The organism is Acidovorax sp. sif1233, assembly GCF_019218755.1.
Classification (GTDB): domain Bacteria; phylum Pseudomonadota; class Gammaproteobacteria; order Burkholderiales; family Burkholderiaceae_C; genus Acidovorax.
This window is the reverse complement of sequence record NZ_JAHUWZ010000005.1, coordinates 149,192-166,298: the sequence shown is the minus strand read 5'-3', so window position 1 is coordinate 166,298 and position 17,107 is coordinate 149,192. Positions and strand designations below refer to the sequence as shown.

At 70.1% G+C, this 17,107-nt stretch carries 12 protein-coding genes; 8 read left to right on the top strand and 4 right to left on the bottom strand.

Features of this window, described 5'->3' with window-relative positions; translation table 11 throughout:
• Window positions 1-12 precede the first annotated feature (12 nt).
• Both KW843_RS17635 and KW843_RS17630 read left to right on the top strand, forming a co-directional pair.
• On the top strand, window positions 13-1,272 hold the full coding sequence (locus KW843_RS17635) for a Zn-dependent hydrolase (protein ID WP_218296462.1): 1,260 nt from the start codon (window positions 13-15) through the stop codon (window positions 1,270-1,272).
• The gene (locus KW843_RS17630; protein ID WP_218296461.1) at window positions 1,269-2,738 is read left to right on the top strand and encodes a M81 family metallopeptidase; all 1,470 of its coding nucleotides are present in this window, start codon (window positions 1,269-1,271) and stop codon (window positions 2,736-2,738) included. Before KW843_RS17635 ends, KW843_RS17630 begins: the two co-directional genes overlap by 4 nt.
• Before the next feature lie 181 nt (window positions 2,739-2,919).
• Here the strand turns inward: KW843_RS17630 and KW843_RS17625 are convergent, their stop codons facing one another.
• Both KW843_RS17625 and KW843_RS17620 read right to left on the bottom strand, forming a co-directional pair.
• Window positions 2,920-4,473 carry an ABC transporter substrate-binding protein gene (locus KW843_RS17625; RefSeq protein WP_218296718.1) on the bottom strand — a complete coding sequence of 518 codons (1,554 nt, stop codon included), beginning with the start codon at window positions 4,471-4,473 and terminating at the stop codon, window positions 2,920-2,922.
• Between the two features lie 216 nt (window positions 4,474-4,689).
• Complete coding sequence (locus KW843_RS17620) at window positions 4,690-5,601, bottom strand: helix-turn-helix transcriptional regulator (protein WP_218296460.1); 912 nt, start codon at window positions 5,599-5,601, stop codon at window positions 4,690-4,692.
• A 75-nt stretch (window positions 5,602-5,676) separates the two neighbouring features.
• Here KW843_RS17620 and KW843_RS17615 point away from each other — a divergent pair, with 75 nt between their 5' ends.
• A complete protein-coding gene (locus KW843_RS17615) occupies window positions 5,677-7,134 on the top strand; it encodes an amidase family protein (protein WP_218296459.1) in 1,458 nt (485 codons plus the stop codon).
• Between the two features lie 11 nt (window positions 7,135-7,145).
• On the opposite strand, the gene KW843_RS17610 is transcribed toward KW843_RS17615, so the two are convergent.
• Window positions 7,146-7,664, bottom strand: a complete 519-nt coding sequence (locus KW843_RS17610) for a BON domain-containing protein (protein WP_218296458.1) — start codon at window positions 7,662-7,664, stop codon at window positions 7,146-7,148.
• Between the two features lie 37 nt (window positions 7,665-7,701).
• A complete protein-coding gene (locus tag KW843_RS17605; protein ID WP_218296457.1) occupies window positions 7,702-8,184 on the bottom strand; it encodes a GNAT family N-acetyltransferase in 483 nt (160 codons plus the stop codon).
• Between the two features lie 205 nt (window positions 8,185-8,389).
• Here KW843_RS17605 and KW843_RS17600 point away from each other — a divergent pair, with 205 nt between their 5' ends.
• From KW843_RS17600 to KW843_RS17580, 5 genes are all read left to right on the top strand, one after another.
• Window positions 8,390-9,484: a ligase-associated DNA damage response exonuclease gene (locus tag KW843_RS17600; RefSeq protein WP_218296456.1), complete on the top strand. Its 1,095-nt coding sequence runs from the start codon at window positions 8,390-8,392 to the stop codon at window positions 9,482-9,484.
• The gene (locus KW843_RS17595; protein ID WP_218296455.1) at window positions 9,481-11,190 is read left to right on the top strand and encodes an ATP-dependent DNA ligase; all 1,710 of its coding nucleotides are present in this window, start codon (window positions 9,481-9,483) and stop codon (window positions 11,188-11,190) included. The genes KW843_RS17600 and KW843_RS17595 overlap by 4 nt, the downstream gene beginning before the upstream one ends.
• Entirely contained in the window at window positions 11,187-13,901 is a 2,715-nt protein-coding gene (locus tag KW843_RS17590) for a ligase-associated DNA damage response DEXH box helicase (protein WP_218296454.1), read from the top strand. Before KW843_RS17595 ends, KW843_RS17590 begins: the two co-directional genes overlap by 4 nt.
• An 18-nt stretch (window positions 13,902-13,919) precedes the next feature.
• On the top strand, window positions 13,920-14,654 hold the full coding sequence (gene pdeM / locus KW843_RS17585; protein ID WP_218296453.1) for a ligase-associated DNA damage response endonuclease PdeM: 735 nt from the start codon (window positions 13,920-13,922) through the stop codon (window positions 14,652-14,654).
• A gap of 201 nt (window positions 14,655-14,855) precedes the next feature.
• The gene (locus KW843_RS17580; RefSeq protein WP_218296452.1) at window positions 14,856-17,093 is read left to right on the top strand and encodes an NADP-dependent isocitrate dehydrogenase; all 2,238 of its coding nucleotides are present in this window, start codon (window positions 14,856-14,858) and stop codon (window positions 17,091-17,093) included.
• Window positions 17,094-17,107: the final 14 nt, after the last annotated feature.

Genomic DNA, 17,107 nt, shown 5'->3' with positions numbered 1-17,107 from the left:
TCGACTGTGGACATGACGACGACCCCCTCCCCTGCCCTGCAACCGCGCGTGAACGGCGCGCGCCTGTGGCAATCGCTGATGGACCTGGCGCAGATAGGCGCCACGCCCAAGGGCGGCGTGTGCCGCCTGGCCCTCACCGCGCTGGACGGCGAAGGCCGCGACCTGTTCGTGCGCTGGGCGCGCGAGGCCGGCTGCAGCGTGCGCACCGACGCCATCGGCAACATCTTCGCGCGCCGCGCGGGGCGCAACGACGCCCTGCCCCCGGTGATGACCGGCAGCCACGTCGATACCCAGCCCACGGGCGGCAAGTTCGACGGCAACTACGGTGTGCTTGCCGGCATCGAGGTGGTGCGCACGCTGAACGACCTGGGCATCGTGACCGAAGCCCCGATCGAGGTGGCGGTGTGGACCAATGAAGAGGGCTCGCGCTTCGTGCCGGTGATGATGGGCTCGGGCGTGTTCGCCGGCGCCTTCACGCTGGAGCATGCGCTGGCCCAGCGCGACGCGCAGGGCACCAGCGTGGCCGAGGCGCTGGCCGTCATCGGCTATGACGGCGAGCACGGGCCCACGCCGCCCGTGGGCGCGTATTTCGAGGCGCACATCGAGCAGGGCCCGGTGCTGGAGGCCAACGGCTGCGTGATCGGCGTGGTGCAGGGTGCCCTGGGTCAGCGCTGGTACGACGTGAGCGTGCAGGGCATGGAGGCCCATGCCGGCCCCACGCCCATGGCGCTGCGCCGCGATGCCCTGCTGGCCGCCAGCACGCTGGTGGCCGAGGTGAACCGCATCGCCCTGGCCCATGCACCGCATGCGCGCGGCACGGTGGGCGTGCTGGAGGTGTTCCCGAGTTCGCGCAACGTGATCCCCGGCAGCGTGCGCATGACCGTGGACCTGCGCGCCGCCGACGATGCCATGCTGCTGCAGATGGATGCGGAGTTGCGCACCGCCTGCGAGCGCATCGGCACGGCCCACCGCACACCCATCGCGGTGGAGCAGGTGGTGTACTTCCCGCCGCAGCCGTTTGCGCCCGCGCTGGTCGAAGGCGTGCGCGCCGATGCCCAGGCACTGGGCTACAGCGCCATGGACGTGGTGAGCGGTGCCGGGCACGACGCCGTGTACCTGGCGCGCCTGGCGCCCACGGCCATGGTCTTCGTGCCCTGCGCCGACGGCATCAGCCACAACGAGATCGAGGACGCGGAGCCCGAGCACCTGGAGGCCGGGTGCAACGTCTTGCTGCAGGCCATGCTGCGCAGCGCCCGGGTGGTCGCCGCATGAAGATCCTCATCGCCCGCCTGAACCACGAGACCAACACCTTCTCGCCCGTGCCCACGCCCCTGGAGGCGTTTGCGCCCACCTACGGCGAGGATGCCCTGCGCGACAACCTGGGCATGCGCACGGCCATGGCGGCCTTCATCGACCTGGCCCGGGGCCTGGGCGCCACGCTGGTCACGCCGGTGTCGGCCATGTCTAACCCCAGCGGCAAGGTGCACGCCGCGGCCTACGAAGAACTGACCCGCCGCATCGTGGAGGCAGCGCCGGGCTGCGACGCCATCCTGCTGGACCTGCATGGCGCCATGGTGGCCGAGAACAGCCCCGACGGCGAAGGCGACCTGCTCGCGCGCGTGCGCGCAGCGGCGCCCGGCGTGCCCATCGGCGTGGCGCTGGACCTGCACGGCAACATCACGCCCAAGATGGTCGCCAACGCGGATGTGATGGTCGGCTTCAAGACCTACCCGCACATCGACATGTACGAGACCGGCGAGCACGCGGGCCGCCTGCTGCTGGCCATGCTGCAGGGCCAGGCGCGCTACAGCGTGCGCTGGCACCAGTTGCCCATGATGGGCCACACCCTGCGCAGCACCACGCTGCAGGGCGCCATGCTGCGCGCGGTGGACGCCGCCCGCGCTGCCGAGGCCGACGGCGTGCCGGCCGTGTCGGTGTTCGCGGGGTTCTCGCTGGCCGACATCGAGGCGCCGTTCATGAGCGTGGTGGTCACCGGCCTTGCCGATGCACCCGAAGCAGCCCAGGCCGTGGCCGACCGCATCGCGGCCGCCATCTGGCAGGAGCGCACCGAGTTCGTCTACGACAGCGAGCCCCTGGCGCAGTCGCTGCAGCGCGCACAGACCCTGGCGCAAGGCGCCGAGCGCCCGGTGCTGCTGCTGGACCACAGCGACAACTGCATGTCCGGCGGCACCTGCGACTCCATGGATGTCTTGCAGGCCGCGCTCGCCGAGGGCCTGTCGGACATCGCCGTGGGCCCGCTGTGCGACCCCGAGGCCGTGGCCGAACTCGTGGCGGCCGGCGTGGGCGCGCAGTGCACCGTGCGCCTGGGCAACAAGGTGCCGCTCACCCAGCTCAACGTCTCCAAGGAGCCCGTGGCGCTCAGCGGCACGGTGCGCGCCATCAGCGACGGCGAGTACACCGTGACCGGACCCATCTACACCGGGCAGCGCTGCGCGATGGGGCGCACCGTGCTGTTCGACACCGGCAGCGCCCTCATCGTGGTGACCGAGAAGACGCACGAGCCCTGGGACCTGGGGGTGTTCTCGTGCGTGGGGGTGGACCCCACGGCGCACCGCTTCGTGCTGCTCAAGTCGCGCATGTACTGCCGCCCGGTGTTCGTGCCGCTGTCGCATGCGCTGGTCGAATGCGACAGCCCTACCGGCGTGACCAGTTCCAACTATGCGCTGTTTCCGTTCAAGCACGTGCGCCGGCCGGTGTTTCCGCTCGACGCTGTCTGACCTTCCATCGCGCAGGAGGCCCTCAGAACCCGCATCACCAGCAAGCGCAAGCCGACGCAACTGGCGCGCCCGACGCCAGTGCCCCCGCGCAAGGGCCGCCCCGCCGCGCTGGGGGCGTCCCCCTTCCCAAATCGAGCAGCGATTTGAGAGAAAGAGGGATGACGCGAAGCGACTCAGGGGGTTAGTTCACCTTGATCAGACGCCAGTCGATGCGGTTGTCGGGGCGTTGCACCAGCTCGACATTTTTCTTCATCGCCCAGGCCAGCATCTGGTTGTGCAGGGGGATGTTGGCCACGGTGTCGTTCTGCAGCTGCAGGCCTTCGGTCAGCAGGCGGTTGCGCACGGGCTGGTCGGTCTCGGTCTTCACGCGGTCCACGATGTAGTCCATGCGTTCGTTGCTGTAGCGGCCCAGGTTGTAGTTGCCATCGCCGCCCGTGGTCTTGGTGCGGGTGAGCGATTGCAGGGTGTACAGCGCGTCGAAGGTCGGCACGCCCCAGCTGAGCAGGGTGATGCTGGCCTCGTGCCGCTGGGCCATGGGGTAGTAGGTGATGGAGGGCATGGTGCGCAGCTTGGCCCTGACGCCCACGCGCGCCCACATCGAGGTGATGGCCTGGCACAGGTTCTCGTCCTGGATGATGGAGTTGTTGCTGCAGGCGAAATCGACCTCGAAGCCGTCCTTGTAGCCCGCATCGGCCAGCAGCGCCCTGGCCGCGTTGGTGTCGTAGGGCAGGCGCTTGTCCACCGCCTCCGTCCAGCCGTTGACCAGGGGCGAGACGATGGCGCCCGTGGGCTTGGACATGCCGCGCATGGTCACGCGCTGCAGCGTGGCCACGTCGATGGCCTGGTACAGCGCCTTGCGCACGCGCAGGTCCTTGAGCGGGTTCTTGCCCTTGACGCTGCTGCCCGGCAGCTCGTCGCGGAACTGGTCCAGGGCCAGGTAGATGGTGCGGTTCTCGACCATCTCCATCACCTTGATGCTCGGGTTGGCCCTGAGGCGCTCCAGGTCCTGCAGGCTGGTGTCGCGCACCATGTCGACCTCGCCCGAGAGCAGGGCCGCGACGCGCGTGGCCTCGGACTTGATGGGTGTGTAGACGATCTCGGTGACGTTGCCCTCGGTCTTGCCCGCGTTCCACCACTGCGGGTTGGCGGCAAACACCAGCTTCTGGTCGGGCACCCATTCCTTGAGCACGAAGGGCCCGGTGCCCATGGCATTGCGGTGCGAGAAGGTCTCGTCCTTGGACTTGATGTCCTTGGGCTCCACGGCATTGTTCTTCTCGGCCCAGGCCTTGCTCATCACGCGCAGCTCGGTCAGCTGGTTGAGCAGCACCGGGTTGGGGTTCTTCAGGAAGATGTCGATGGTCTCGCCGTCGACCTTGGCGATGCGCTCCATGCCCTGGGTGTAGATGGCGTAGGTGGAGGTCTTGCTCATCGCGCGCTGCAGCGAATACACCACGTCGTCGGCCGTCATGGGCGATCCGTCGCTGAACTTCACGCCCTGGCGCAGCTTCACGCGCAACTGCGTGGGGCTGACCTGCTGCCACGAGGTGGCCAGGAGCGGCTCGACCTTGAGCGTGCGGCTGTTGAACATCACCAGCGACTCGTACACCGCCGCATGGATGCCATTGCCCAGGGCACTGTTCTGCGAGTGGATGTCCATGGACTGGATGTCGGTGGACCCGGCCCAGCGGAACGTCTTGGCGTGCGCGCCCGGCATCGCGGCCACCCACGCCGCCATGGCCAGCGCGGGCACGAGCCAGCGGCGGCCTGGCCTTGCGGTGCCGGCCCCGCGGGGCGCGGCGGGCTGCGGGTGCGCAGGGTGCCGCGCCACTGCGGCAACGCGGGACACAACAGTGCGCGGAGACAGGTGAGGAAGGAAGCTCTGGAACCTACGGGGCATATGTTTTCCTTTGCAGGGATGGAAGCCGCAATATGCCGCAGCGGACCGCCAAACCTATTGCGCGTTTTCCACGACATCCACCCCTCTGCGCACGGTCCCCGGGGCGCAGAGGGAGCCCCGGGCGTCCAGGCGACCGGCCAGCTGCCGGTACTGGCTGGGGCTGACGCCACAGGCACGCTGCCAGCCATGCACGAAGTGCGCGGAGTCGAAGAACCCCGCGGCATGCGCGATGCCCGTCAGGCTGGCCGTGCCGCCAAGCAGGGCCTGCTGCGCGTGCTCGATGCGGGCGGCCTGGCGCAGCGTGGCAAAGCCCAGGCCGTGCCGGGCCAGATCGCGTTGCAGCTGGCGCGCGCTGCGACCCAGGCGGCGGGCGGCGTCGGGCAGGGCCAGGGCAGGCTCCTCGCGCCACCAGGCCAGCAGGTCCAGCACCTCGTTCGCGCACCCCAGCCGCCGCGCCAGGGACTGCAGCGTGCGCGGCGCATCCGCCGGGCTGCCGCTGGTGCCGCCGCGCGCCAGCACGCTCACGCACGAGGCGGCAATGCCCGCGCGGATGTCCGCACTGCGCTGCGCCGCGGCACGCAGGGCGCGGTCCGGCAGCATGGGGGATTCCCGCCGCAGCGCGCCCTGGCCATCGAGCTGCGTGTTGACGCCCAGGGGCGCCATCCGGTTGTAGGCGTTCCAGCGGTCCACGAACGCAGAGGGCCCACGGCCCACGGCGGCCGAGGGCGCCAGGAGCGCCTGCACCGGGTTCAGGTCCAGCGCACACAGCAGCGCAAGGCGCGCCTCCCGCCGGGCCTCTTGCCCGCGCGCCTGCGGGCCGCCGCGCAGCACCTGCGCCACATATGCCTGGTGGGTGACGAAGCCCTGCATCTGCGTGCGCACGGCCCGCGCCAGCAGCGCGTGGGGGCGTTCGTCGATATCGCCCAGGCAGGCGGGCAGCAGGTGGTAGCAAAAAAGCGCGGCCATGGCGCTTTTATACAAGCTGGCGCGGCCCGGCCCAGGGACGATGGCCCTCTCCTTCATTCCCTGTGCAAACACACCATGCAACGACGAGATCTTCTGGGCCTGATGGGCCTGACCGCACTGGGCGCCCCCCTGCGCCCCGCTTTCGCCCGCGGCGCCACCCACGGCCTGCTGGCGCTCGATGCCACGGCCCAGGCAGCGCTGGTGCGGGCGGGCCATCTGCAACCCGCGCAGCTGGTGCAGGCCAGCCTGGCGCGCGTGGCGGACGTCAATCCCAGGCTGCAGGCGCTGGTGGAACTCTGCCCCGACCGGGCCCGCGGCCAGTGGCAGGGGCCGCCCTCCCCCGGGCCCTTCTGGGGCGTGCCGTTTGCCTACAAGGACGCGGTCGACCTGCAAGGCACGCACCGGCGCAGCGGCTCGCGCCTGCAGGCGGAGGCGGCACTTTCCAGCGCCTCGTCGCCGCTGGTGGCGCGCTGCGAAGCCAGCGGGCTGATCGCCATCGGCAAGACGGCAACGCCCGAGTTCCAGCTCAGCGCCACCACCGAACCCCTGCTTGGCGGCCCGGTCCGCAATCCCTGGAACCCGCTGCACTCCCCGGGTGGTTCCTCGGGCGGCGCCGCGGCGGCCGTGGCCGCGGGCATGCTGCCCATGGCGCACGCGACGGATGGCGGTGGCTCGATCCGCATCCCCGCCTCGTGCTGCGGGCTGTTCGGGCTCAAGCCCAGCCGCTCGCGCATGCAGGGCTCCGGCCCGCGCGATGCCGGTGTCGACCACGCGGTGAGCCGCACGGTGCGCGACAGCGCCACGCTGTTCTGGTGGAACCAGCGCGGCGATGGCGCCGCGCCGCTGCCGCCCATGCCCGCGGTGCACGGGCCCTCGGCCCGGCGCCTGCGCATTGGCTTCGCGCCGCAGAACCTCTTTGGCGAGATGCCGGACCCCGCCGTGCTGCAGGAAGTCACCCGGGTCGCGCGGCTGTGCGAACGGCTTGGGCACCAGGTTCTGCCTTTTGCGCACGGCATCGACGGCGAGCGGTTCTTCGATGCCTTCATGGTGGCCTGGAGCGGCGGCGCCGAGCGGGCGCTGCAGCAGGCCGAGGGCACGGGCCGCCCGCCCGACACGCTGCTGGAGCCCTGGACCCTGCACCTGGCAGGGCACGCGCGCGCGCTCCCCGCCGGCGCGGCGGCACGCGCCGGCGCGCACTTTGCCGCCGTGGGCGCGCAGGTGAATGCCTGGTTCGACGCCGTGGATGTCGTGCTCAGCCCGGTGGCCGCCAGCGAGCCGCCACCGCTGGGGTGGCTTGCCCCCACCGTGCCCGGCGCCACGCTGTGGGCCCGGCTGATGCGCTATGCGTCGTACACGCCGCTGCACAACGTGGCGGGCACGCCGGCGATGTCGGTCCCGCTGGGGCTGAGCGCGCGCGGCCTGCCCATCGGCAACCATTTCGCGGCGCGGGTCGGCGACGAGCAGACGCTGTTCGCACTGGCCTATGAACTGGAACAGGCCGACCCCTGGTCGCACCGGGTCCCACCGCTGTGAATGAAGCCCCGTCAGGGGCGCGCGGGCGCGAGCGGGTAGCGCGCGCCCGCGCGCGCCGTGCCCACCTGCAGCAGGTTGATGACACCCATCACGTCATCCACCAGCCCCACGGCTTTCTCCAGCGCCTGCGACTGCGCCTCGGACTGCACGCAGCCCATCAGCGTGACCAGCCGCCGCTCGCCCAGCACCCAGACGCTGGTGTCGTCAAAGCGCCCCTCCTCGCGGATATAGCGCTGCACGCGCGGGATGAGCTCCGCGTCGTACAGGTAGGAGTTGGGCAGCCGGCAGCGCCCCACGCGGTGGCAGCTGCCGCCATGCTGCGAGCGCGTGTGCGCCAGCTCGCGCACCTCGGCGTCGGTGTAGAGCGGGCCCTCGGGCACGGGGCATTGCGGGATGGCGCTGGTGACCTGTACGAAGGGGTCGTTGAAGGCATTGGTGCGGGGGGCTGGGCTGCCATCCTGCGCAACGGCCAGGGCAGCCACCCCCAACCACAGCAGGAAGAACTGGAAGAACACACAAACACGGCGCATGCATTGCTCCTTGGTGGACGGCAGGCACCCACGCTGCCTACAACGCGATCTGGTATCGCGCAAATTCCCTGCGGCCTTTCAGCACACAGTCGTACAGGGTAAAACCAAAGCCCTCATAGAGTGCGCGCAGCGGCTGCCGATCGGCCACGCAGTCCAGCCGCAGGTAACGCACACCCAGGCTGCGGGCGTGCTCGCGCCCGAACGCCAGCAGCGCGGCAGACACCCCCTGCCCCGCCCATGCCCGCCGCACGGCCAGCTTGTGCAGGAAGGCGGAGGTGCCTGGTTCCGCATCCGGCCAGAAAGTGGGGTCTTCGCGCTGCCAGCGCACCACGCCCGCCACGTCATCGCCCACCCTGGCCACCAGGAAGTGGCCGGTATCCACATCCTGCTGCACACGTTCCTCGCTGAAATCGGACACGGCCCACAGCGGCATCTGGCGGTCTACCAGCCACTGCGCGGCCTCGCGCAGCACCGCCGCGATGGCGGCGGCGTCTGACGGGCGGGCGATTTCTGTGTGCATACGAAAGCGGTATTGGCCTGCAGACAGGGGAGGTCCACGCAGGATGATGGGATGGCGCAACGAACTATCCGCCTGCACAGCAGGCAGATTGCGGTTTACTCATTTTTTGATAGCTATTGGCGCTTGATGGATAAGCGCTGGAAGTCATTTTTATCTAAATTTTAGGGACAAAACCTCTTTCTACAATCCCCAGCCCGCCCCCCGGATGGGGCGTGCCCCCTACGATGCCCTGACCGTGCCCCCCAGCGACCTCATCGTCCACCGCCCCGAAGGCCTGTACTGCCCGGCCGGGGATTTCTACATCGACCCCTGGCGGCCGGTCAGCCGGGCCGTGATCACGCATGCGCATTCCGACCATGCGCGCATGGGCTCGGCCCACTACCTGGCGCACCAGGACAGCGAAGGCACGCTGCGCAACCGACTCGGAGCCGATATCGATCTGCAGACGCTGGCCTATGGCGACACCATCGACCACCACGGCGTGCGCCTGTCGCTGCACCCGGCGGGGCATGTGCTGGGATCGGCCCAGGTGCGGGTGGAACATGGCGGCCAGGTGTGGGTGGCCTCGGGCGACTACAAGCTCGAGGACGACGGCACCTGCCCGCCGTTCGAGCCGGTGCGCTGCCATACTTTCATCACCGAATCGACCTTCGGCCTGCCCATCTACCGCTGGCCGTCGCAGCCCGCGCTGTTCGCCGACATCAATGCCTGGTGGGCCGCGAATGCGGCCGCCGGCAAGGCCAGCGTGCTGTATGCCTATGCCTTCGGCAAGGCGCAGCGGCTGCTGCACGGGGTGGATGCGGGCATCGGCCCCATCGTCGTGCATGGCGCGGTGGACCCGCTCAATGCGGTGTACCGCGCAGCAGGGGTGGCGCTGCCGCCCACCCTGCGCGTGACGGACCCGGGCGTCACCAAGGCCGAGCTGCGCCGCGCGCTGGTGCTGGCGCCGCCCTCGGCGGCGGGCACGCCCTGGCTCAAGCGCTTTGGCGAGCATTCCGATGCCTTTGCCAGCGGCTGGATGCTGGTGCGCGGCGCGCGCCGCCGCCGCGGCGTGGACCGGGGCTTCGTGATGAGCGACCATGCGGACTGGCCGAGCCTGCAGAAGGCCATCGGCGCCACGGGGGCCGAGCGCATCATCGTCACCCACGGCAGTACCGAGGTGATGGTGCGCTGGCTGTGCGAGCAAGGCCTGGATGCGCAGGTGTTCGTGACCGAGTACGGCGCCGACGACAACGAGGATGATGCAGGTGCTGCGCCGCCAGCGCAGGCCGATGCAACGGCTCCCGAGGCTGCTGCATGAAGGCCTTTGCCCAGCTGTTCCAGGCGCTCGATGCCACCACCGGGCAGTCTGCCAAGCTGGCGGCACTGGTGGCCTACCTGCGCGTGGCACCGCCGGCCGATGCTGCCTGGGCCACCTACTTCCTGGCCGGGGGCAAACCGCGCCAGATGGTGCCCACCAAGCGGCTGAAGGCCCTGGCGCAGGAGGCGGCCGAACTGCCCGAATGGTTGTTCGAAGAAAGCTACCAGGCCGTGGGCGACCTGGCCGAAACACTGGCCCTGCTGCTGCCACCGCCGGCGCAGCCGGTGGACCTGCCGCTGGCCGAGTGGATGGCCCAGCTGTTGCCCCTGCGCGCCCTGCCGCCCGAGGAGGCCGACGCCCGCCTGCGCTCGCAGTGGGACATGTTGGCGCCGGAGCAGCGCTTTGTGTACTTCAAGCTCATCACCGGCAATTTTCGCGTAGGGGTGTCGCGCCTGCAGGTGACCCAGGCGCTGGCCACGGTGAGCGCGCTGGACCCCAAGCGCATCGCGCACCGGCTCATGGGCTACACGCAGATCGGCCGGCAGCCCCGGGCGGACGACTACGAGGCGCTGGTGGCGCCCGTGCAGGAGGCCGCGGATGGCGACGCGGGCGCCGCCGTGGATGCGGGCATGGCGGGCCAGCCCTACCCCTTCTTCCTGGCGCACCCGTTCAACCAGCCCGTGGCCGAGATGCCTGCGCTGCTCGGCGCGCCCGGTGACTGGATGGTGGAGTGGAAGTGGGACGGCATCCGCGCGCAGATCGTGCGGCGTGCGGGCGCGGTGTGGGTCTGGTCGCGCGGCGAGGAGCTGGTGACCGACCGCTTTCCCGAACTGGCCGATGCCGCGATGGCGGCCCTGCTCGATGGCACGGTCGTGGACGGCGAGATGCTGGTGTGGCTGCCCGATGAGCCCCAGCCCCGCCCCTTCGCCGACCTGCAAAAGCGCCTGGGCCGCAAGACCCTGGGACCCAAGTTGCTGCGCGAGCTGCCCGTGGTGCTGGTCACCTACGACCTGCTTGAACATGCGGGGCAGGACCTGCGCCAGCAGCCCCAAGAGGCACGCCGCGCTCTGCTGGAGGCCACGCTGCAGCCCGACCCGGCGGCGATCGCTCCCGCCGCGCAACCGGGCCTGCGCCTGAGCACGCTGCTGCAGGGCGCCGACTGGCCGGACCTGGCGCGCCAGCGCGAAGCCGCGCGCGGCATGGGCACCGAGGGTTTCATGCTCAAGCACCGCCAGGCGCACTACGGCGTGGGCCGCACCAAGGACGTGGGCGTGTGGTGGAAGTGGAAGATCGACCCCATGAGCGTGGACGCGGTGCTCATCTACGCCCAGCGCGGCCACGGCCGCCGCGCCAGCCTGTACAGCGACTACACCTTTGCCGTGTGGAACGGGCCGCCCGATGACCCCGACCGGCAGCTCGTGCCGTTCGCCAAGGCCTATTCGGGCCTGACGGACGTGGAGATCGGCCAAGTGGACGCCATCATCCGCAAGACCACGCGCGAGAGCTTCGGCCCCGTGCGCAGCGTGGATGCGACCATGGTCTTCGAGCTGGGCTTCGAGGGCATCGGCAGGAGCCCGCGCCACAAGAGCGGCATCGCCGTGCGCTTCCCGCGCATGCTGCGCTGGCGCCAGGACAAGACCGTGGCTGAGGCCGATACCCTGCAGACCCTGGTGGCCCTGCTGCCAGGGCAGGACACTGCCGCATGAGCACGGCCCGCCGCCCGCGCAAGCCGCTGCCCACGGTGGCCGCGAGCGCGGCCGCAGGCTGGATGGCATCGCGCGGCTGGCAGCCCTTCGGCTTTCAGCAGGAGGTGTGGCGCGCGATGGGCGAAGGCCGCTCAGGGCTGCTGCATGCCACCACCGGCGCGGGCAAGACCTATGCCGTGTGGCTGGGCGCGCTGCAGCACCTGGCGCTGGCAGGCGCGCCCGTGGCACCCGCTGCAGACGCCAGTGCGCGCACGGCCCTGCGCACACGCCGCGCGGCGGCGCCGCCGCTCACGGTGCTGTGGATCACCCCCATGCGCGCCCTGGCGGCCGATACGCTGCGTGCGCTGGTCGCGCCCCTGCCCGATCTGGCGCCGGACTGGACCAGCGGCCTGCGCACCGGCGACACCGCCAGCGGCGAGCGCGCCGCACAGGACCGGCGCCTGCCCACGCTGCTGGTGACCACGCCCGAAAGCGTCTCGCTGCTGCTGGCACGGGCAGATGCCCACGAGCGCCTGCGCCACGTGCGGCTGGTGGTGGTGGACGAGTGGCACGAGCTGGTGGGCAACAAGCGCGGCGTGCAGGCGCAGCTGGCGCTGGCGCGCCTGTCGGGCTGGAACCCCGCGCTGCAGGTGTGGGGCATGTCGGCCACGCTGGGCAACCTGCAGGAGGCGCTGGATACGCTGCTGCCCCGCCCGGTCCACGATGCCCCCGCAGTGCCGCCCGCCGTGCTGGTACAGGGCCGCATCGACAAGGCGCTGCAGGTCGACGTGATGCTGCCGGCCAAGGTGGACCGCTTCGCCTGGGCCGGCCACATGGGCCTGGCGCTGCTGCCGCAGGTGGTGCAGTCCATCGAGGCCTGTACGTCCACCCTGGTCTTCACCAACACCCGTTCGCAGGCCGAGCGCTGGTACCAGGCGCTGCTGGAGGCGCGGCCCGACTGGGCGGGCACCATCGCGCTGCACCACGGATCGCTGGGCCAGGAGGTGCGCGCCTGGGTGGAGAACGGGCTCAAGGCCGGCCTGCTCAAGGCAGTGGTCTGCACGTCGAGCCTGGACCTGGGCGTGGACTTTCTGCCCGTGGAGCAGGTGCTGCAGATCGGCTCGGCCAAGGGCGTGGGGCGACTGGTGCAGCGCGCGGGCCGCTCGGGCCACGCGCCGGGGCGCACGTCGAGCATCACGCTGGTGCCCACGCACAGCCTGGAGCTGGTGGAGGCCGCCGCCGCGCGCCACGCGCTGGCCCAGGGCCGCATCGAAGACCGGCACACGCCGCGCGCGCCACTCGACGTGCTGGTGCAGCACCTGGTCACCATTGCCCTGGGCGGCGGCTTCGTGCCTGCCGAGCTGCTGGCCGAAGTGCGCCGCGCGCCGGCCTATGCGGCACTGGCCGACAACGACTGGCAATGGGCCTTGCAGTTCGTGCGCCAGGGCGGCGCCTCGCTGGCCATCTACCCCGACTTCCAGCGCGCCGTGCCTGACGAGGAAGGGGTGTGGCGCGTGCCCGATGCGCGGCTGGCGCGCCGGCACCGCAGCAACATCGGCACCATCGTGAGCGACGCCAGCATGCAGGTGCAGTTCGTGAGCGGCGGGCGACTGGGGTCGGTGGAAGAGAGCTTCATCGCGCGGCTGCGCAAGGGCGACGTGTTCATGTTCGCGGGCCGCCTGCTGGAGCTGGTGCGCACCCAGCAGATGACCGCCTACGTGCGCGTGGCGCCCAAGGGCAGCGCCGCGTTGCCGCGCTGGAACGGCGGGCGCATGCCGCTGTCGAACACGCTGGCCGACGCCATGCTGGAGATGCTGGAGCAGGCCGAGCGCGGTGTGTACGCCTCGCCCGAGATGCTGTGCGCCCAGCCGCTGCTCGCGCTGCAGCACGCCTGGTCGGCCCTGCCCACGCCCGGCCGCCTGGTGGCCGAAACCCTGCACACCCGCGAGGGCTGGCACCTGTACCTGTACCCGCTGGCCGGCCGCCTGGTGCACCTGGGCCTGGCGGGGCTGCTGGCCTGGCGCGCGTCGCAGCAGGTGCCCAACACCTTCTCCATCGCGGTCAACGACTATGGGCTGGAGCTGCTGTCCGCCAAGCCCGTGGACTGGGCCGCGCTGCTGCCGCGCCTGATCGGCGAGGGCACGCACACCACCATCGGCAGCGGGCTGGAGGACGAAGTGCTGGCCAGCCTGAACGCGACCGAGATGGCACGCCGGCGCTTTCGCGAGATCGCGCGCATCGCCGGCCTCATCTTCCAGAGCCACCCGGGCGAGCAGCGCAGCAGCCGCCAGCTGCAGGCATCGTCCTCGCTGTACTACGACGTGTTCGCCCAGTACGACCCGGACAACTTGCTGCTGGCCCAGGCCCGCGCCGAGCTGCTGGCCAACGAGCTGGACATGGAGCGCCTGGCCCGCACCCTGCGCGGCATGCAGGCGCAGACCCTGTCCGTCCATGCCCTCACGCGCCCCACCCCATTCGCCCTGCCGCTGATGGTGGAGCGCTTTCGCGAGCGCCTGAGCACCGAAACGCTGGCCGACCGCCTGGCGCGCATGGTGCAGGCGCTGGAGAAGGCCGCCGACGACACCACCGGCACCCACCACGCCGACCATCCCGTGGCCCCGGCCGACATGGCCTGGGACGTGCCCGACGGGGCCACCGCGTCGCCCCGGCGCGCGCGCCGAGGCGATGCCGGCGACACGCCCCGCCGACCGAGAAGGCGCCATGGATTCTGAGCACCTCGACGACCGACCTTGCCCGTGAACGCAGACCCTTCTTTCGCCCCTTCACCCACCGCACCTCCCCCAGGCGCCCAGGCCATCACCCTGCCCTGCGGCACTGCCCTGTGGCTGCTGCCCCAGCGGGCCGTGTGGTGGCCCGCTGCGCGCACGGCCTTCGTGGCCGACGTGCACTTCGGCAAGGCCGCCACCTTCCGCCGCGCGGGCCAGCCCGTGCCGCATGGCACCACGGCCGACAACCTGGCCCGGCTCGACGCGGTGCTGGCGGCCACGGGCGCCGGACACCTGGTCTTCCTGGGCGATTTTCTGCACGCGCGCAGCGGCGCCGGCGCGCCGCTGTGGAACCAGTTGCTGCCCTGGCGCGAGCGCCACGCCCGCATCCGCATGACCCTGGTGCGCGGCAACCACGACCTGCATGCGGGCGACCCACCCGCGCCGCTGGGCGTCGATGTGGCCGATGAGCCCTGGCGGCCCGTGGAGGGGGCCGGGGTGCTGGCCTGCCACCATCCGCAGGCGGGGCCGGGCGATACGGTGCTGGCAGGGCATTGGCACCCGGTGGCCACCTTGCAGGGCCCTGCGCGGGACACGGTCCGCCTGCCGTGCTTCGCGTGGCAGCCGGGGCTTCTGGTGCTGCCCGCGTTCGGGGCTTTCACGGGCATGTCCAGCCAGCCGGTGCCCCCGTCCGCGCGGCGGTTCGCGGTGGCTGGAGACCGGGTCCGCGAAGTGCCGCGCCGGCCGGCCAGCGCCTGAGCCCGCGTTTCAGGGGCGCCTCGGCCGGGCCCGCCATGAAAAAAAAGGCTTTACCCGTCGGTAAATTTTGCATTATGGGATTCGATTGCAAAAACAGGGGGCACGGAACGCCGCAAGGAAGGAGAATCAGAGAGCATCCGCGTTTGGCCCCGCTGCGACCCGGCCGGGGACATTTACATACTCTGTTTCGTGAGACAAGCCATGACGACCCAGCAACCGACCATCATCTACACCCTGACCGACGAAGCACCCCGTCTGGCCACGGCTTCCTTCCTGCCCATCATCCGCACCTTTGCGGCGCCTGCGGGCATCAACGTGACCGAGAGCGACATCTCCGTGGCCGCGCGCGTGCTGGGCGAGTTCCCCGAATCGCTGACCGCCGAACAGAAGGTGCCCAACACCCTGGCAGAGCTGGGCAAGAAGACCCTGCAGGCCGATGCCAACATCATCAAGCTGCCCAACATCAGCGCCTCGGTGGGCCAGTTGCAGGCCTGCATCAAGGAGCTGCAGGGCAAGGGCTATGCGATCCCTGACTACCCGGAAGATCCCAAGACCGAAGAAGAAAAGGCGATCCGCGCGCGGTATGCCCGCTGCATCGGCTCGGCCGTGAACCCCGTGCTGCGCGAAGGCAACTCCGACCGCCGCGCCCCCAAGGCCGTGAAGGAATACGCGCGCAAGAACCCGCACAGCATGGCCGACTGGAGCCAGGCCTCGCGTTCGCACGTGTCGCACATGCACGCCGGCGACTTCTACCATGGCGAAAAGTCCATGACGCTGGACCGCGCCCGCGACGTGAAGATGGAGCTGATCACCAAGAGCGGCAAGACCGTGGTGCTCAAACCCAAGGTCTCGCTGCTGGACCGCGAAATCATCGACAGCATGTTCATGAGCAAGAAGGCGCTCGTCGAGTTCTACGAAAAGGAAATCGAAGACGCGCGCAAGACCGGCGTGATGTTCTCGCTGCATGTGAAGGCCACGATGATGAAGGTGTCCCACCCCATCGTGTTCGGCCACTGCGTGAAGATCTTCTACAAGGACGCGTTCGCCAAGCACGGCAAGCTGTTCGAAGAGCTGGGCGTGAACGTGAACAACGGCATGGCCAACCTGTACGAAAAGGTCGCCACGCTGCCCACGGCCCAGCGCGAAGAAGTCCTGAAAGACCTGCACGCCTGCCACGAAGGCCGCCCCGAGCTGGCCATGGTCGATTCGGCCAAGGGCATCACCAATTTCCACTCGCCCAACGACATCATCGTGGACGCGTCCATGCCCGCGATGATCCGCAACGGCGGCAAGATGTGGGGCGCCGACGGCCGCCTGAAGGACGTGAAGGCCGTGATGCCCGAATCGACCTTTGCCCGCATCTACCAGGAGATCATCAACTTCTGCAAGTGGCACGGCGCGTTCGACCCCAAGACCATGGGCACGGTACCCAACGTGGGCCTGATGGCCCAGCAGGCCGAAGAGTACGGCTCGCACGACAAGACGTTTGAGATCACCGAAGACGGCGTGGCCAACATCACCGATCTGGCCACCGGCGAAGTGCTGCTCTCCCAGAACGTGGAAGCCGGCGACATCTGGCGCATGTGCCAGGTCAAGGACGCCGCCATCCGCGACTGGGTGAAGCTGGCCGTGAACCGCGCGCGCAACTCCGGCATGCCCGTGGTGTTCTGGCTCGACGCCTACCGCCCGCACGAGGCGCAGCTGATCACCAAGGTCAAGATGTACCTGCACGAGCACGACACCACGGGCCTGGACATCCAGATCATGAGCCAGGTGCGCGCCATGCGCTACACGCTGGAGCGCGTGATCCGCGGCCAGGACACCATCAGCGCCACCGGCAACATCCTGCGCGACTACCTGACCGATCTGTTCCCCATCATGGAACTGGGCACCTCGGCCAAGATGCTGTCCATCGTGCCCCTGATGGCCGGTGGCGGCATGTATGAAACCGGCGCGGGCGGCTCGGCCCCCAAGCACGTGCAGCAGCTGGTGGAAGAAAACCACCTGCGCTGGGATTCGCTGGGCGAGTTCCTGGCGCTGGCCGTGTCGCTGGAAGACCTGGGCCTGAAGACCGGCAACGCCAAGGCCAAGGTGCTGGCCAGGACGCTGGATGCCGCTACCGGCAAGCTCCTGGACAACAACAAGAACCCTTCGCCCAAGACCGGCCAGCTCGACAACCGCGGCAGCCAGTTCTACCTGGCCCTGTACTGGGCGCAGGAACTGGCCGCGCAGACCGACGATGCCGACCTGGCCAAGCTGTTCGCGCCGCTGGCCAAGCAACTGGCCGCCGACGAACAGACCATCGTGGCCGAGCTGGCCGCGGTGCAGGGTGCGCCCGCCGACATCGGCGGCTACTACCTGCCCGACACCGCCAAGCTGGACGCCGTGATGCGCCCCAGCAAGACGCTGAACGCGGCGCTGAAGACCGTGGCTGCGTAAACAACCAGCCAAGC

What these genes read in the sequence shown, in the direction of transcription:
- KW843_RS17600 (WP_218296456.1), top strand. Translation starts at nt 8,390, where the DNA reads ATGGGGCGTGCCCCCTACGATGCCCTGACCGTGCCCCCCAGCGACCTC.
- KW843_RS17605 (WP_218296457.1), bottom strand. Translation starts at nt 8,184, where the DNA reads ATGCACACAGAAATCGCCCGCCCGTCAGACGCCGCCGCCATCGCGGCG.
- KW843_RS17625 (WP_218296718.1), bottom strand. Translation starts at nt 4,473, where the DNA reads ATGGCGGCGTGGGTGGCCGCGATGCCGGGCGCGCACGCCAAGACGTTC.
- KW843_RS17580 (WP_218296452.1), top strand. Translation starts at nt 14,856, where the DNA reads ATGACGACCCAGCAACCGACCATCATCTACACCCTGACCGACGAAGCA.
- KW843_RS17630 (WP_218296461.1), top strand. Translation starts at nt 1,269, where the DNA reads ATGAAGATCCTCATCGCCCGCCTGAACCACGAGACCAACACCTTCTCG.
- KW843_RS17615 (WP_218296459.1), top strand. Translation starts at nt 5,677, where the DNA reads ATGCAACGACGAGATCTTCTGGGCCTGATGGGCCTGACCGCACTGGGC.
- KW843_RS17635 (WP_218296462.1), top strand. Translation starts at nt 13, where the DNA reads ATGACGACGACCCCCTCCCCTGCCCTGCAACCGCGCGTGAACGGCGCG.
- KW843_RS17595 (WP_218296455.1), top strand. Translation starts at nt 9,481, where the DNA reads ATGAAGGCCTTTGCCCAGCTGTTCCAGGCGCTCGATGCCACCACCGGG.
- KW843_RS17590 (WP_218296454.1), top strand. Translation starts at nt 11,187, where the DNA reads ATGAGCACGGCCCGCCGCCCGCGCAAGCCGCTGCCCACGGTGGCCGCG.
- KW843_RS17620 (WP_218296460.1), bottom strand. Translation starts at nt 5,601, where the DNA reads ATGGCCGCGCTTTTTTGCTACCACCTGCTGCCCGCCTGCCTGGGCGAT.
- KW843_RS17610 (WP_218296458.1), bottom strand. Translation starts at nt 7,664, where the DNA reads ATGCGCCGTGTTTGTGTGTTCTTCCAGTTCTTCCTGCTGTGGTTGGGG.